The following is a 16222-nucleotide window of genomic DNA, read 5'->3' on the forward strand; positions in this document are numbered from 1 at the left end:
ATTAATAGATAATAATAGTTTAAACCGTTGAACTATTATGTTTTTATCTTAAATCTCAGGTGATCCAGAGTCAACCTGCAGGTCCTGGAAGCTCTCCTGTCCATTTTGTGTCACTAATCTGAATTTATACCCTGTTATATGCAAAAAGGAGCCTTCCGAGCCCTTTGGCAGGCCCGGTATGGCTCCTCAGAATGCACGTAACTATGGGGTACTGCTTGAGCACGACACAGCTAGGGCTGCTGCGAAATAACGGTATGCTCCCTCCACTGCTCTGGGAGAAGCCTGGCGTAATGCGGCTGCAGGTACCGATCATCGACCAGCACGAGCAATCCGGTATCCTGCTCAGAGCGAATCAGCCGCCCTCCCGCCTGAAGAACCTTGTTCATGCCCGGATACACATAGGCATAGTCAAATCCGTTCCTGCCCGTCCGGTCGAAATAGCTCCGCATGATATTCCGCTCCAGGCCGATTTGCGGCATGCCTACACCCACAACGACGACGCCCGTCAAGCGGCTGCCCACCAGGTCCACGCCTTCGGAGAATATGCCTCCCATCACCGCGAACCCCGCTAACGTCCCCGATCCGCCTGCCTCAAACGCAGCCAAATATTTCTCCCGCTCTTCCTCGGCCATGTCCCCATGCTGCAGGATCGTTTCCGCCTTGGGAGCTCCGCTCATAAAGCGCTCGTAAACTGTATTCATATAAGCATAGGAAGGAAAAAAGAATAAATAGTTTCCGGGCCGCCTCTCCGTTAATTGCTGCAGATAAGCCGCAAGCGGCGCTGCTGTTGCCTCCCGGTCACGATAGCGTGTAGACAAGGGCAGCAGGACAACCTCCAGTTGCTCTTTGGAGAAAGGAGATGGAACGGTCACCGTATAATCATGGCTGTCCGCTCCCAGCATATCTCTGTAGAAGCCGATCGGGGATAACGTCGCCGAGAAATAAATATGCGAGCGGTAGCCCTTGCCCACTTCCCGCAGCAAATGAGCGGGATCCAGGCAGAGCAGCTTGATCCGCACCTCATGGCTGGAAGCCTCTAAATACGTTACATAGCGCTCATCATACAACTTGCCGATTTTTACAAAATGGACGGCTTCAAAGTATGTATCGAGCAGCAGCGATCCGGTCTCCGGAACAAGCCGCCCTGCTCCGGCCGCCAATTCACGCTCGGCTTGCTGGACAAAATCCTCAATAAGCTCCAGCAGTTCTACCGGAGCCTCGCGCTCGATCAAATGCTTCTCCTCTGCACGCTTCCTCTGGCGAATAAAATAGCTGTTCACCGCCTTGGCCGCTGCGAATACTCCCTTGTTCACGGCCTTATACTCCCGCTGCAAAGCGAGAAATGCCGACTTTCCCAGCGCGCTGGAGAACATCTCCCTGGAGCGGTCCACCAGATTATGCGCTTCATCCACAAGCAGCGCGGTATGGCGCTTATACTCGGCCATCTGCCGCTTCAAGGATACCCGCGGATCGAAAATATAATTATAATCGCAAATGACCGCATCAGCGGCATACGCCGCGTCGAGCGAAAATTCAAACGGACAGACGCGGTGCTTGCGGGCATACGCCTCAACCACTCCGCGGTCGATCAGCGTCTCATGTCCGAGCATATCCAGAATGGCTACGTTTACCCGATCATAATAGCCGTCCGCATAAATGCAGTCCTCTTTCCGGCAGCTGATCTGCTCTTGAAAGCAAATCTTCTCCTTTGCCGTAATGGTCACCGCATGAAGATGAAGCCCTCCAGCCTGCAGCCGGGCAAAGGCCTCCTCGGCCGCAGTCCGGGTGATCGTCTTGGCCGTAAGGTAGAATATCCGCTGCAGCAGCCCGGTTCCAATCGCTTTTACCGCCGGGAAGATCGTCGACATCGTCTTCCCGATGCCCGTCGGTGCCTCGGCAAACAGCTTGGCTCCTTCGGCAATAGAAGCATACACTGCGCCCGCCAGCTTCCGCTGCCCTTTACGATAGGCGGGGAAGGGAAAATCCAGGCCTGTGATGCTCGCATCCCGCCTCGTCTGGTGTCGATGCAGCATTTCCGCGTAAGGAGCGTATTTCTGCACGACATCAGCTACGAAAGCCTCCAATTGGTCCCTCGTCATCGTCTGCACGAATCGCTTGTGCTCGTTCGTACCGACTTGAACATACGTTAACTGCATGTCCAGCTCCGGGACATCATTTATGCTGGCATACATATAGGCATAGCATTTCGCCTGCGCCCAATGAACCGGGAAGGTGTCCGGCTCAATCCCCTCCAGCTCCATAGCCGTGGATTTGATCTCGTCGATCGTGACCTTCCCGTCCTCACTGACCAGCAGACCGTCACAGCGCCCATCCAGCACGAATATGAACCCGCCGTGGGAGATCTCCAAAGACAGGTAGACCTCCTTCTGATCCAGTTCTCCGTATGTCTTTTGTATCCTCTGATGCACCTTCGTGCCCTCCGTCAAGGAGGAGACGCTCCGAAACCCGCCCTCGAGGCTCCCGCTTCGGAACACGTGCTCAACCAGTTGACGGACAGCGAGTTCTACACGCTGGACCATCCTTCTCACCTGCCGATCATTTGAAAGAACATTTGTTCTCTATAGTATACCATGATCCGCAGGGGTTAACGCCAATTCTTCGCTAAACGCCACTTTTCGCGCATAGAACGTAAATTTATCTTTAGCAGGTTGATGTGAGCAAACACCTCTCTCCACCTCCCCCTCTCTACGCCGAGCATGAAGCGGGGTTTTCTCGTTCTAGTGAGTATGAATCGCGGATTTCCCCGTCTAGTGAGTAAGAATTGCAGATTTCGCAGTCTAGTGAGTGACCGTGGACTCCGTCTGGTAAGTATGACCCGCGGGTTCCCCAGTCAGTGAGCATAACCCAAGGATTTCCGTCTAGTGAGCATGAACCACGGATTTCCCCGTATCGTGGATTCCCCCGTCTAGTGAGTATGAATTGCGGATTTCTCGTTTAAATGGATTTATAGTAGTTAGTTTCTGCGGCAAAGAAAGGAAAGTAGATTTAAATGGATTTCATGTCGTTAGAAGAAAGAAAATATCCATCAGGAGCAAGATTCTTGATTTTAAATACATGAAATCCATCTATTCCCCTAAAACAATTGCCTAGAGCATAATTAGATACATGAATTCCATTTCGTGTTTGAGTTGGATAGCTTAGACATATAGGCCAAAGAATGAGGATTTAGTTTGCGAATTCGATAGTTTATATAACATAGGCCAAAGAATAGGATTTTCGTGTTCGAGTTCAACAGCTTGCATAAGATGAGCTAAAGAGTGAGATGCGGGTAAGGAAGAAATTGATCATGTAAAAATTGATTCTGCAAAAGTTGATTCTTCAAAAGTTGATTCTTCAAAAGTTGATTCCACAAAAACGGATAGCATTCTGAAAAAAAGGGGCGCCCCTCAGCCAGCTATAATGGCTTATGGACCCCCCCGTCTTTATTCGGTCATATCGACGCTGATATTATAATTATAGGCATCGATGAGGCTCGACACCTGCGAGAAATAGCTGCTAATCAACATATTGTCCCGGTTGCTGCTCGTATCCTTCGTCTCTAGAATCGTCAGGATATCGGTCGCCGTCCCGATCACCTCTTCAAGGGCCGATTCCAGTTCGGGATTCGTTGTCCAGGACTCCTGCTTCTTCCTCTTGTCATCCTCGGCATATTCCATAAACTGCTTGGAGTCATGGATCAGCAGGTCAAACAATAACCTGTATTCCTCCAGTTTGTAATCCAGAATGTTCTCATCATAAATCTCAGCCTCAAAAAAAGCCTTCTCGATATCCTGAGCCCGCATCACCAAGCTAAGAGCATAGTACCGGATCAGAAAGTCCTGCTCCTTAAGCGTCTCCAGATCCGTCAGCTTCTGCTGGGCCGCAACCTGGTCGAAATCATGATAGAAGCGATCGGCCAAAGGCTCGTATGTAGAGTATTGGGCAATAAATCGGCTGTGCAGCTCCCTGCCCTTGGCGAACTGATCCTCCGTAAAATTCCTATCGCTGTAGTAATCGGATATCTCCGTCATCGTGTCCAGCAGATCGAGCATGGCGGGTCCTAATTGAATGAGCGCTTCATCTGCAGCCCCGTACGAGGGCTCGCCGGCCGCGCGATCCACGGCGGTATTCACCGTCTTCGCCAGACCTTCCAGCCCGGGAGCAACTACAAAGCCGCTGCTGTCAAAATCCTCGCTAATATAAATCTCATCATTCATGCCGAATTCATTAATATAGCTCTCGATTACCCTATCGAACGTTCCGCCCGTCATCAGATTGTTTAAATTTATGTAAGCGCTGTATTTGGCAGCTGCATGCTCCTCCTCCAGGCTTGCCCCATTGACGTTGATGCTCGCGCCCCCCTTAAGCTCGTCCAGCAAGCTGCAGGAGGCGAGCAGGAAGCAGAGCAGGATGCTGCATAAGACGAGCCGTCCTTGTCTCCTCATTTCTATAGGCCCCCATTCTATTTAGCCATCTGCTTTATTTATCGGCTAAACTGTGGGGATTTTTTACTAGAGCAACCATTCCTGAACAGCCTGGCTTCAAATCTAAATAAAAGGAAGGATCTTGTCTTGGCCGCTTCTACCCCCCAGCCTGAAAAAGACCTGTGCAGCTTCTGTCCTCATTCCTCCCAAAAAAGATCGTTTAGCGTCTTGGACAAGGCTTTGCAGATCGCCACGCACAAGCTGAGGCTGGGGTTATACTTCCCCAGCTCAATTAACCCGATCGTCTGTCTCGATACGCCGACCAGCTGGGCCAGCTGCTCCTGGGACAAATCCTTTTCGACTCTTGCCAGCTTCATCCTGATATTCTTCATTCCAGCTCTTCCTTGTTCACATGCATGCTCGCTTTGTTCGCAGCCTTATGAAGGCCGAAGGTTAACAGCAGGAACAGTGGAACATAAATCATCAATGAGACGAAAGCCACGAGCACGAAATACCACAGTGACTGCAATCCCCCATCAGCATAAAGAGTTGCGCTGCGGAACCCGAAGTACAAAGCCAACCCCAAACCCAAAGCGCTGCCTGCAATGATATTTTTGGTGCTCATCTTGAATTTGCTCGTTCGATCATGAACCTCGACCGCATCTGAATAAATGCCCAGGGAAGCCGAACGAATCAGATAATACAGGCTGGAAGCCAGCAAAATGACGATTTCTGTGATTACCGGTGTATCTTTCCCCAGCATGACAAACTTGACGATAATCGATGCCAGACTGATCAACATAATCAGCGTATAGGCTTCTCTATAAATTTTATTCTGAAGATTAACAACTCTCTCGTCCGCGTGTTTGCCTTGATTTGGATCCCACGTAAACCATTTCATATCTCCACAACCTCTCCACGCAATATAGTAACCTGCATCTGTTTACACTCTAAATCTACATCATACCTGTCTAAATGTCAAATATATATTGCATTTAAACAATTATAAATGTCATTGGCATGTCTGTCTTTGTTATTTCTTAAATATCTCGCCCGCCATTCCCCCAAAACAACAAACGCCCTCCATCACAGCCGAAACTGCGAACGAGGACGTTCCTGATTTAAAACGGAAAAAATATCGGCAGCACTGCCACCATCACCACGCCGATGAATATCTGCAGCGGAAGACCGACCTTAATATAATGGCTGAACTTATATCGTCCCGCCGACATCACGAGTGCATTTGGCGGCGTAGAAAACGGGGATGCAAAGCACATGCTTGCCCCGATCGATACTGCGAACAGATACGGATACGGGCTTACGCCAAGCTGAACCGCTGCAGTAAGGGCAATGGGGGCAAAGAGCACCGCACAGGCCGTATTGCTAATGAACATGGTCAGCAGAGACGTCGTAAAATATACGCCGGCCAGCAGCACAATCGGGCCATAGCCCCCAAGCACGCTGACCAGTCCCTCGGACAGCAGCGCTGCCGCTCCGGTCTTCTCAATGGCGATCGACATCGGGATCATGCCGCCGATCAGGACGATGCTTTCCCAGTTGATGCTCTTATAAGCTTCCTCCATATTGCGGACGCAGCCGAAGACCACCATCAGCACAGCGGCGATCATGACAGCTGCCACGGCAGGCACCAGCTCCGTAATGAGCAGAATCACCATGAGCAGCATAATCCCGGCAGCGATCGGCGCCTTAATATCCATCGTAACCTTGCGCGATTCCTCGATCGGCTGTCCAACGACGACGACATTCGCCTGATCCGCCGCCAGCAGCGCGATATCCTCCCAGCTGCCTTGGACAAGCAGAGCATCGCCGAATCTCATCCGCTCCTCCTTCAGATTATGCAGGAGGTACTGCTCCTTCCGCTGGATGCCGAGAATATTGACCCGATACTTCTCCCGAAATCCGGAATGCTTGACCAGTCTGCCGATCAGGCTGGAGTTCGGCGTCAGCATCACCTCGGCAATGCCCACTTCGCTGGTCGCATATTGTTCACCCTGATCCGACGGCGGCCCGCTTCTCTCCGGAACGTGATGATCGAGCAGGGTTAACCCGTAATGCCGGGCGAATTGCTCGGCCCGCTCAAACGTGCCGTTGACATACAGAATGTCATCCTCGTGAATGACTGTATCCGGACCGGCGATCTCCTGGTTAATTGTCTTGAAAAACTGGTTCTTTGCCGAAATTTTACGGCGGATTTCAATGACGTTGACCTCGAACTTGGCGGATATATCGAGCTCCAGCAGCGTTTTCGACTGAATCGGCGAATCCTTTCCCACCTGAACACGGTACAAATTTTGCGTGAGCTGGTATTGGCTCGCAAGCTCCTGCAGCGAACGGCCCTTCTTCTTGGTTCGGCCCTCCTCCTTCCTGTGATCCGGCAGGAAGCGGCGCAGAAACAGCAGGCCGATGATGCCTGCAAGCAAAGAGACGATGCCGATCGGCGTAAAGCTAAAAAAGGACAGCCCCTTGTACCCGGCCTTCTGAAGCGTCTCCTGAATAACAAGGTTGGGCGGCGTACCGATCAGCGTCAGCATGCCGCCCAGGCTGCTGGCAAAGGCTAGCGGCATGAGCAGCTTGCCCGGGTGAGTTCCCGCACTCATGGCGAGGCTCACCACGATCGGCATCATGACGGCAACGGTGCCCGTATTGCTGACGAATGCACCGATCAGCGAGGTGACGAGCATGACCATAATCAGCAGCCGGGTCTCGCTTGTTCCAGCCAGCCTCAGCAGAAATCGGCTGGCCATCTTGGCCAGTCCGGTATGGAGTATCCCCCCGCCGACAACGAACAATCCGATCATCATGATCACGACCGAATTGGAGAAGCCGGATAACGCCTCAGCCGGAGTAAGAATATTAAGCAGCATCAATACGATCAGCGCCCCGATCGCCACGAGATCGGAGCGGACCCTTCCCGAGAAAAACAGCACCGATGCCGTGATTAAAATAATAAGAGTAATAATCATAGGGCCATTCACGGTTGTTCCTCCTATGTAACTGTTGGTTTTGCAGTATTGTTATGTAATAAGCTTCCCAGTATCCGCATCAGGACTATCATATCATTGCATATGGCTCCAGAACAGGCTTATTCGCCAAGGAGCTGGTTTTTCCGGCAAACTGACACCAGCCTCCCGGACTATCAACCTTGCCCCTCCCGGACTATCAAGCTCGCCGCCCGCCAGCACAAAAATCCCCTTCGGCTGCTTGCGCAGGAAAGGGGATTGGACTGTCTTTTTTTCACAAGCCGCTAGTCGCGCTCTAATCCACGTAGCCTGCAAGACCCTTGTCCATTAAATATTCCATCTCCAGCTCCAGGATCGTCTCGACGGTGAGCTCGTCGAGCTGTACGTCCGGGCGGCTCAGCACATAGTCAACCAGCTCGTCGCCATCGATATCAACTTCACCCTTGGCGCTCTTATGAGCATCGTTAATAAACGCCTCCTCATGCTTCAGCACGGTGCGAATCTCCTCAGGCTTGGCCTGGGCACGCTCGGCAATGTATTGAACCAGCTCTTGCTCGTTAATTTGTTCGCTCATCAACAGTTAGCTCCTTTGTTTATGGTAGGTTGTGCATATCATGAGAAGAATTCATGCTGCTTCTATATAAGTTTGCATGATTGAGGTGGATGTATGGCAGGCACGCACAAAATGCTGTTTCTTCAGAATCACATTTTTTCCTTTGCCTGCATCCCCCTTCTCTAGTTCATCTTATATAGCTTGTCCTGATGTCTGTCATTGTACCATAGGATCATGCCCAATCACTCTCCAATTATGGTTGCAGCCTGCCTGAATCGTCCGATGCTCCCGGATGTATTCCGCGACGAGCTCAGCCATATCGATCCCGATTTCCCGCACAACCGGCCTCCCCCTGAACATGTCATAGTCTCCCCCGCCGCCTGCCCGGTAGCTGTTCATGACGACCTCGAACTCCTGCTCCTCTCCGATAGGCCGGCCGCTGAGATCGGTCAGCTTCACGACCCGCTCCCCGAATGTCCTGGCGATATCAAGCTCATAGCGGATGCCTTCCCACATATCGTAATTGTAGTGCTGGGCCTTGGGCTTCATGTATGCCGGATTGACCGCAGGATTTCCGTCCGGATCCATGACGAAATAAGCCGCCGTCTGCTCCAATGCAGCCCGGATATCCCTCCCCTTCAGCCGGAGTACAGTCAAGGTATTGGGATACATGAAATTGCCCAGCACATCGCGCATGGTCACGATCGCTCCGAATCCGCGGGAATCCTCGCTCAGAAGGGCGGCGCAGGATATCTCGGCATCAGCAGCGTTCATCTGTACTCTATTGACGAACTCTATGAACGGATGATCCGCCATCCGGCAGATGAACGGGCTAGGTATGCGCATATCTCCCTCCACTTTGCCAATGGGCTGGTCCAGCCAACGCTGCGTCTCGGCCTCCAGGCCGGATAGCATCTTCAGGACTGCCTCATCCGCCTTAACCGAATCGTCTACCCTCAGCAGCTCAGCCGATTTGCGGCATATGCCCCACTGCTCCCCGCGCTTCTCCAAATGCACCACGATTTTACCCAGGGCCTGTCCCAGACTGCCCGGCTGAATCACGGTTACTTCACCCAGCTGCTCCGCCAGGAAGCGATGCTGGTGGCCGGTAATCAGGACGTCGATTCCTGCGGCTTTCCGGCAGATCGCATAGCCCTGATTTTCGCCGGTCAGCTTCTCGGATGCCTCCCCGCTGACGAGATCTCGTTCGAATCCGCCGTGATATGAAACGATCAGCAGGTCGGGGCGCTCTGTCTCCCGGATCAGAGACACCCAGGCCTTCGTCGTTTCCAGGGCGTCGCGGAACTCCCACCCTTCCAAATGAAGCGGATTCTCCCAATGAGGAATATAATGCGTCGTTATGCCGAGAACCGCTACCTTGACCGGATCATCGGAGGGCCCTGCTTGTTTCACAATATAAGGCCTGCCAAAGGCGGGCTTGCCAGTCCCGGCATCGACTATATTGGCCGACAACCAGGGAAATTCCGAATCCGCCATAACCCGGCGCAGGACGTCCTGCCCATAGTTGAACTCGTGATTCCCCGGAACGGCGGCATCATAGGCCAGATGATTCAACACAGCAATCGCCGGATGGGGAACGCTCGCCCCCTGCTTAATGAAATACGAGGCCATCGGGGAGCCCTGTATCAAGTCGCCGTTATCCAGCAGGAGCAAATCGGGAATGTGCCGCCGTTCCCGCTGAATGAGAGAAGCTATTTTCGCCAAGCCCAGGCTCTGCTCCTCCGTCGTCCTATAATCGGTCGGATAAATATGCCCGTGTATGTCGCTTGTGACGAGGATTTCAACCTCGCAGACCTTCTTATTATTCATCGCTGTCTCCTAACCCCTTCCATTACCGGATTCAATTATGCTCTATTCAGTCTATCAAGCGAAATCATGAATTATATTAACTGGGCCGCATTGAAAATCACAATTTTTTACATAATTCTATATTTCTGCTGATGGGCCGTTAATAAACCTCTCCTATAGTTTAAGTGAGTAATCCAAAATAGATTTGTGGAGGTCATACCGTTTGAGAAAAATAACCCGATTCATTCTGCCCCTGCTCTTGTCCGTCGCCTTCCTTAGCGGCTGCGGCAGCAATGCTGCGGTCAGCAGCACCGGAAAGGACGTTGCGGCGAACCAGCCAACCAATCAACCGCAAGGCCAGCCTGCGGATGCGCCTGAAGCCGCCGGATATGTGCCGGAGACGCTAACCGTACAATTCGTTCCATCCCAAAATGCGGACACGCTCGAAGCTAAAGCCAAGCCGCTGGAGAAGCTGTTGACCGACCGTCTCGGCATTCCCGTTAAAGTCAGTGTATCAACCGACTACAACACGATTATTGAAGCGATGGCCTCCAAGAAGGTAGACGTCGGCTTCCTTCCGCCGACCGCTTATGTCCTGGCCAAAGAGAAGGGCGCTGCCGAGGTCATTCTGCAAGCTCAGCGCTACGGCGTTCAAGATGCCACGGGCGCTCCTACCGAGGAGCTCGTCGACTTCTATAAAGCGATGATTATCGTCAAGAAGGATTCCGCCATTCAATCCGTCAGCGATTTGAAGGGCAAGCGTATCGCTTATCAGAATGTGACCTCCTCCGCAGGCTTTGTATGGCCCGCCGGCAAGCTGATGGAGGCCGGATTGGATCCGCTCAAGGATGTTCAAGCCATCACGGTCAAGGGACATGACCAAGGCGTGCTCGCCGTATTGAACGGGGATGTCGATGCCGCGGCTATTTTCCAGGATGCCAGGAATGTCGTGAAGGGCGATTATCCAACAGTATTCGAGGATACCCGAGTCCTGACGTTCACCGAGCCGATTCCTAACGATACAGTCAGCGTGCGTACGGACATGAACGCGGAATGGAGCGAGAAAATCGCGGGCGCCTTCATTGATATCGGCAAGGACGAAGCTGGCCGTGCAATCATTCAGGAAATATATTCGCATGAGGGTTATGTGAAGTCGGAGGACAGCACCTTTGATATCGTGCGCGAATACGGGGAGAAAGTAAAAACGGAGTAAGCCTGCCTTATTGGAAGGAAGCCTCCGGGACACCGTATGCAAAATGAGCAAGCCAGTTGGAGTGCTGCCGCACTGTGACTGGCTGTGCTTGTTGTTAGAGACGTCAGACAGGGCTGCGCGATAAAACTATGTATAAGGAATGATTATATAAGTGATAGAGCTTACGAATGTATCCAAGACATATCCCAATGGAACAAAGGGTCTGAACCAGATTAATCTGTCCATTTCCCAAGGCGAGTTCGTCGTTATCGTCGGGCTCTCGGGGGCAGGCAAATCGACGCTGCTGCGTTCGATGAACCGGCTGCATGACATTACCGAAGGGGATATCCGAATCGGCGGCAAGTCGATTACCGAGGCATCGGGGCAGCAGCTTCGCAGCATTCGCCGCGATATTGGCATGATTTTTCAAAGCTTCAACCTCGTCAAGCGTTCCACCGTGCTGCGTAATGTGATGGCCGGACGGGTCGGCTACCATTCCACGCTGCGCACCGTGCTGGGGCTGTTCCCCAAGGAGGATACCGAAATCGCCTTTGAGGCGCTAAGCCGCGTCAACATCGCAGAGAAGGCTTATGTACGGGCCGACCAGCTGTCCGGCGGGCAGCAGCAGCGGGTGGCGATCGCTCGCGTGCTCGCCCAAGAGGCCAAGATCATCCTCGCGGATGAGCCTGTCGCCTCCCTGGACCCGCTGACGACGAAGCAGGTGATGGATGATTTAAAGAGAATCAACCAGGAGCTCGGCATTACGACGATCGTCAACCTGCATTTCATCGACCTGGCCAGAGCGTACGCTACTCGGATCATCGGGCTCAGAGCAGGAGAAGTCGTTTTCGACGGCCCGGTGTGGGAGGCGACCGACGAGGTGTTCGCTGCCATCTATGGGCGGCCGATTCAGCAGGATGAGCTCCTGGAGGAGCGGGTCGTATGAACGCCAAGCCAAGCCTCCCTATCCAGGCGCGTCCAAAAGCCCCTAGCCGGCTGAAGCATGGGCTGACTGCGGTCATTATCCTGCTCCTGCTCTGGGGCAGCGCGATGCAGACAGATTCGACGCTCGGCGAGCTCGCGGCCGGAATTCCCAATATGCTCGACCTGCTGCGGGAAATGTTTCCGCCGAAATGGAGCTACTTCAACAATATTACACAGGCTATGCTCGAGACGATCCGCATGGCCCTCGTAGGAACGACGCTGGGAGCGATCGCTGCTATTCCCGTCGCCCTGCTGTGCGCCAGTAATTTAACCAGATCCGGCTGGATTTACTATCCGGTGCGATTCCTGCTGAATCTCGTGCGCACCATCCCGGATTTGCTGCTGGCTGCCCTGTTTGTCGCTATTTTCGGGCTTGGCCCGCTCCCGGGAATATTCGCTCTAGCAGTCTTCTCGATGGGCCTGATCGCCAAGCTGACCTATGAGGCGCTGGAGACGATCGACCATGGCCCGCTGGAGGCGATGACCTCCGTCGGAGCCAATGCGCTGCAGCGGATTGCATATGCCGTCATTCCGCAAATTCAGGCCCACTTCGCCTCTTACGTGCTCTACACCTTCGAAATCAATGTACGCGCTGCGGCTATTCTCGGCCTGGTCGGCGCCGGCGGCATTGGACATTATTATGAGGTGACTTTGGGTTTCCTGGAATATGACAAGACCAGTGTGATCATTATCTTTACATTAGCTATCGTGCTTGTAATCGATTATATAAGCATGAAGCTGCGGGAGAAGCTGCTATGACAAAATCGGCAAACCAAACCAGGCGCAAGCCGAGAAAGCCAGCCTATCGCTGGCTGATCTACACCGCGCTTGCCATCATTTATATTTGGGCCTTCGCCGGAATACCGTATACCGGCATCAAAGAAACTGCAGGGCAAATCACGAAGGCCATCGTGGCAGGGATCTTCTCGCCGGACTGGGACTACGTGTATTTGCCTGACGGCGAGGACTTGCTGCGGGGTCTGCTGGACACGCTGGCAATTTCCATGCTCGGCACCTTCATCTCGACCATCATCTGCATCCCCTTCGCCTTCTGGGCGGCCGCCAATATGAGCTCCGCCAGATGGGTGTCCGGCTCGGGAAAAATGATTCTGAGCTTCATCCGCACCTTCCCGGAGATCATTATGGCCATCCTGTTCATCAAGGCGGTTGGCCCCGGCTCCTTCGCCGGTGTGTTAGCGCTTGGGCTGCACTCTGTAGGCATGCTGGGCAAGCTGTTTGCCGACGAAGTCGAGAATTTGGATCCGGGCCCTATCGAGGCCTTGCTCGCCTCGGGAGCGAACCGGCTGCAAATCATGTGGTTCGCCGTGCTTCCTCAGGTGCTGCCGGGCTTCCTGTCCTACACCTTATACCGGTTCGAGATCAATGTGCGCTCCGCCACCATTCTCGGGATCATCGGGGCGGGCGGGATCGGCACACCGCTTATTTTCGCCTTAAGCTCCCGCAATTGGGAGCGAGTCGGCATTATTCTGCTCGGCATCGTGGTCATGATTACGATCATCGACATGATCTCCGGATCTATCCGCAAAAAATTGGTTTAATTATCCGTTTCTGCAACATTTCCAAGAACAATCCCGTCTGGACTTGTAGCTACTTCAAATTACAGTTAGAGAGGATTGTTAACATGAACAAGACTATACTGAGAACATCCATGGCCATGCTGGCTTTGTCGACAGCAATCGCCTCTAGCGCAGCAGCTGCCGAATCTGCGGCAAGCCGTCCCGTCGTCTCGGCGGATATTACCCCAATGGCATCACCTGTACAGGCGCCAGCCGCCACTATTGAAATCGATGGAGCACTTCTGCCTGTAACGGCCTACCAAGCGCAGAACGGAGACGTAACGATGCTGCCGCTTCGCGCTGTTGCAGAGCAGCTGGGTTATAGCGTGAAATGGAGCCAAGCCGATCGTTCCGCAGCAATAAGCAAGGACGGCATGAACGCGGCCGTTAAGACTGATGCAAAGGAATATACAGTCAATGGAGTATCCGCTTCGCTTCCGGCCGCTTCTGAAATGACGAAGGGGCAGCTGCATGTACCGGCCGCCTTTATTGAAGATGCCCTGAACGCCTCCGTGGCAATCAACGCAGGCACCGTCTCGATTACAGCGCAGGCGCAGGAGTCGCAGCAGCCAGAGCAGCCGGTGCAGCAGCAAACGGCCCAAACCACCGGCGTTATCACTGCCATTCAAGCGGATGATAAGTATCCCTCAGTTCATATTCAGGGAGTCTGGCCCGATGGGCTAGTTCTGAAGGTCAGCGAGGACACCGTATATCAACGCCCTGATGGAACGAAGCTCCAATGGTCGGATCTGCAGCTCGGGATGACCGTTCAAGCCGATCACTCTATGGCTATGGCTCTCAGCCTGCCGCCTCAGACGGGAGCCTACACCCTCACTGTGCTGGACGACAAGCTGCCTAGCGAACTGCTGGGAACTGCCGGAACCATTGAGGATATCCGTACGAATGGCCAAGGATATGCCAGCTACCTGGTCAAAGGACAGGGGCTGACCGATTCGTCCCAGGATGAAATCGTCCTTCAATTAAGCGCTGATACAGTCATCATCGACAAGGAGGGCAATACTTTAGAGCCAGGCTCCATCAAGCAAGGAGCAAAGGTCATCGGGTTCTACCAGCCCGTTATGACAAAGAGCCTGCCTGCGATCAGCCAAGCTGTCAAAATCGTGGTAGAGGCTGATCTGCCATCAGAGCAATAAGCAGTTCAATACAAACACCTCACAGCGGTACACTCCGCTGTAAGGTGTTTTTTACTGCCGCCAGTTACCTCTAAGCTTTTCACATCAATGAACGGGTTCCTGATGCTCTGCCGAGCCTTTACGAATCGGATACACCTTCACCAAAACGGTCACCATATCGATAAATGTTACGAGTCCCACGATATAAACAAACCACTTTCTGCCCTCGTTCCAGATCCCCTCGACCCATTCGAACGCCTCACTGCCAGGTGTTAAGACATTTAACTGCACCAGCTGCTCCATAAAATACGGATTCCAAACGGCTGGATCCTTGAACATAATAACCATCAGTATCAGCAAGGCTACATTAAATATCATATGTGACAGCATGACACCGCGCGTCCATTTGCCGAAGATCATTTTGACCGATTCCTTCATGATGCTGAGTGCTGTAAGCCCCCAAATGAGCGGCAAATACCGGGTGAAATTCTCTGTATGGAATACGGAGACTGTCCCTTGGAACTGGCCGTCCTTAAAAATAATAGCCCCGATCAGCTCCACCGAAAACGTAAATAACACAGCAAATAGCACAGCGAATATAATTCCCGTAATAGGCTCGCTCCGCTTAATAAGCAGCCTGCGATCAGGAACCTCGGGAAGTTCGGCTAGAGACCATTTCCGCTCGCTCGCGCCCCGATCCTTCGGCTTTACGCCAGCGTATTCAATAATGGCAAAGGAAAAGGTTACCCAGGCAAAGCCCTGTACACCGATCGTTATGACCGACACGATATAGGAAACAAAGTGCTCCAGCAGCTCCGCTGGCGTAATGAGAGCTTGAACGGCAAAGCTGATCGTAAGCCCGATGCCAATAGAGATCATGACAATACGCAGTATTGCGATATAAGCATCGAAGTAGGCGGGGCCGATCAAGTATCTAGGACGGACTTGGTATTTGACTGCCAGCTCCTGCGGACTTCCCAGCCCGCGGAGCACCGTCTCGATATCGCCCTCCGTCACAGGCCTGCCCTGCGTGCGCTCCTCCAGCATATCTTCAATCAAGCCCTGCAGCTCCAGCTTAATGTCCTCTCTCTGCCCCTCGGGCAGCTTCTGCGTTACAGCATAAATATATCTCTGCACATAATCCACGAGTCACTCCTCCTAAATATTCAATTCAAATCCAGCAAGCTCTCAACGCTTCGATTCATTTCCCGCCAATCCGAGCATAGCTGGCGGTATACCTCGGTGCCGAGCTCGCTCCGCCGATAATATTTCCGCGGGCGGCTTTCCGTCGTGTCCCACTCGCTCTCCAGCAGCCCCTGCTTCTCCAATCTTCTAAGCAAGGGATACAGCGTGCCGGGATCAATCGCCATCCCCTTCTCCTCGAGGATCATCACAAGCGAATATCCATACTGGGGCTCCGACAACTGGCTCAATACGCCTATGATGATCGTTCCCCGCCTTAATTCCTGCAGTAATCCATTCACGACCTCTTGAATATCAGTCATCATGATCAACTCCTGCTCCCAATATACTGTATGCCGCACACTATTGTAAAGTTATTATTATTAT

The 16222-nt window shown here is 52.7% G+C and carries 14 protein-coding genes; 5 read left to right on the top strand and 9 right to left on the bottom strand.

Annotated features, from left to right (window positions below; translation table 11 throughout):
* Positions 1-230 precede the first annotated feature (230 nt).
* The 7 genes from BN2762_RS06715 to BN2762_RS06745 all read right to left on the bottom strand — a co-directional run bounded on the left by BN2762_RS06715 (position 231) and on the right by BN2762_RS06745 (position 9788).
* A complete protein-coding gene (locus BN2762_RS06715; protein WP_055106246.1) occupies positions 231-2540 on the bottom strand; it encodes an ATP-dependent DNA helicase in 2310 nt (769 codons plus the stop codon).
* A 903-nt stretch (positions 2541-3443) separates the two neighbouring features.
* A complete protein-coding gene (locus BN2762_RS06720; RefSeq protein WP_055106247.1) occupies positions 3444-4445 on the bottom strand; it encodes a DUF3829 domain-containing protein in 1002 nt (333 codons plus the stop codon).
* A gap of 176 nt (positions 4446-4621) precedes the next feature.
* The gene (locus BN2762_RS06725) at positions 4622-4816 is read right to left on the bottom strand and encodes a helix-turn-helix transcriptional regulator (protein WP_055106248.1); all 195 of its coding nucleotides are present in this window, start codon (positions 4814-4816) and stop codon (positions 4622-4624) included.
* The gene (locus BN2762_RS06730) at positions 4813-5325 is read right to left on the bottom strand and encodes a DUF6773 family protein (protein WP_055106249.1); all 513 of its coding nucleotides are present in this window, start codon (positions 5323-5325) and stop codon (positions 4813-4815) included. Before BN2762_RS06730 ends, BN2762_RS06725 begins: the two co-directional genes overlap by 4 nt.
* Before the next feature lie 220 nt (positions 5326-5545).
* Positions 5546-7420: an SLC13 family permease gene (locus BN2762_RS06735; protein ID WP_148499889.1), complete on the bottom strand. Its 1875-nt coding sequence runs from the start codon at positions 7418-7420 to the stop codon at positions 5546-5548.
* A 280-nt stretch (positions 7421-7700) separates the two neighbouring features.
* Positions 7701-7979, bottom strand: a complete 279-nt coding sequence (locus BN2762_RS06740) for a hypothetical protein (RefSeq protein WP_055106250.1) — start codon at positions 7977-7979, stop codon at positions 7701-7703.
* Positions 7980-8174: 195 nt separating this feature from the next.
* Complete coding sequence (locus BN2762_RS06745) at positions 8175-9788, bottom strand: bifunctional metallophosphatase/5'-nucleotidase (RefSeq protein WP_055106251.1); 1614 nt, start codon at positions 9786-9788, stop codon at positions 8175-8177.
* A 202-nt stretch (positions 9789-9990) separates the two neighbouring features.
* On the opposite strand from BN2762_RS06745, the gene BN2762_RS06750 reads away from it, so the two are divergent.
* The 5 genes from BN2762_RS06750 (at position 9991) to BN2762_RS06770 (ending at position 14674) form a co-directional block, all read left to right on the top strand.
* Positions 9991-10980, top strand: a complete 990-nt coding sequence (locus BN2762_RS06750; protein WP_055106252.1) for a phosphate/phosphite/phosphonate ABC transporter substrate-binding protein — start codon at positions 9991-9993, stop codon at positions 10978-10980.
* A gap of 151 nt (positions 10981-11131) precedes the next feature.
* Positions 11132-11905 (top strand): phosphonate ABC transporter ATP-binding protein, encoded by a 774-nt coding sequence (phnC, locus tag BN2762_RS06755; protein ID WP_055106253.1) that lies wholly within the window; start codon positions 11132-11134, stop codon positions 11903-11905.
* A complete protein-coding gene (gene phnE / locus BN2762_RS06760; protein ID WP_055106254.1) occupies positions 11902-12702 on the top strand; it encodes a phosphonate ABC transporter, permease protein PhnE in 801 nt (266 codons plus the stop codon). The genes phnC and phnE (BN2762_RS06760) overlap by 4 nt, the downstream gene beginning before the upstream one ends.
* On the top strand, positions 12699-13502 hold the full coding sequence (gene phnE / locus BN2762_RS06765) for a phosphonate ABC transporter, permease protein PhnE (protein WP_055106255.1): 804 nt from the start codon (positions 12699-12701) through the stop codon (positions 13500-13502). Before phnE (BN2762_RS06760) ends, phnE (BN2762_RS06765) begins: the two co-directional genes overlap by 4 nt.
* Positions 13503-13585: 83 nt before the next feature.
* Positions 13586-14674: a copper amine oxidase N-terminal domain-containing protein gene (locus BN2762_RS06770; protein ID WP_055106256.1), complete on the top strand. Its 1089-nt coding sequence runs from the start codon at positions 13586-13588 to the stop codon at positions 14672-14674.
* An 84-nt stretch (positions 14675-14758) separates the two neighbouring features.
* Here BN2762_RS06770 and BN2762_RS06775 read toward each other — a convergent pair whose 3' ends face one another.
* Together BN2762_RS06775 and BN2762_RS06780 are read right to left on the bottom strand one after the other, a co-directional pair.
* Complete coding sequence (locus BN2762_RS06775; protein ID WP_055106257.1) at positions 14759-15799, bottom strand: HAAS signaling domain-containing protein; 1041 nt, start codon at positions 15797-15799, stop codon at positions 14759-14761.
* 20 nt (positions 15800-15819) lie between these two features.
* Positions 15820-16158, bottom strand: coding sequence for a PadR family transcriptional regulator (locus tag BN2762_RS06780; protein ID WP_055106258.1), 339 nt, complete (start codon positions 16156-16158; stop codon positions 15820-15822).
* Positions 16159-16222: the final 64 nt, after the last annotated feature.

It is taken from the genome of Paenibacillus ihumii (assembly GCF_001403875.1).
GTDB lineage: Bacteria > Bacillota > Bacilli > Paenibacillales > Paenibacillaceae > Fontibacillus > Fontibacillus ihumii.

Coding starts and splice junctions, on each gene's coding strand:
- BN2762_RS06715 (WP_055106246.1), bottom strand. CDS start 2,540: ATGGTCCAGCGTGTAGAACTCGCTGTCCGTCAACTGGTTGAGCACGTG.
- BN2762_RS06720 (WP_055106247.1), bottom strand. CDS start 4,445: ATGAGGAGACAAGGACGGCTCGTCTTATGCAGCATCCTGCTCTGCTTC.
- BN2762_RS06725 (WP_055106248.1), bottom strand. CDS start 4,816: ATGAAGAATATCAGGATGAAGCTGGCAAGAGTCGAAAAGGATTTGTCC.
- BN2762_RS06730 (WP_055106249.1), bottom strand. CDS start 5,325: ATGAAATGGTTTACGTGGGATCCAAATCAAGGCAAACACGCGGACGAG.
- BN2762_RS06740 (WP_055106250.1), bottom strand. CDS start 7,979: ATGAGCGAACAAATTAACGAGCAAGAGCTGGTTCAATACATTGCCGAG.
- BN2762_RS06745 (WP_055106251.1), bottom strand. CDS start 9,788: ATGAATAATAAGAAGGTCTGCGAGGTTGAAATCCTCGTCACAAGCGAC.
- phnE (WP_055106254.1), top strand. CDS start 11,902: ATGAACGCCAAGCCAAGCCTCCCTATCCAGGCGCGTCCAAAAGCCCCT.
- phnE (WP_055106255.1), top strand. CDS start 12,699: ATGACAAAATCGGCAAACCAAACCAGGCGCAAGCCGAGAAAGCCAGCC.
- BN2762_RS06770 (WP_055106256.1), top strand. CDS start 13,586: ATGAACAAGACTATACTGAGAACATCCATGGCCATGCTGGCTTTGTCG.
- BN2762_RS06780 (WP_055106258.1), bottom strand. CDS start 16,158: ATGACTGATATTCAAGAGGTCGTGAATGGATTACTGCAGGAATTAAGG.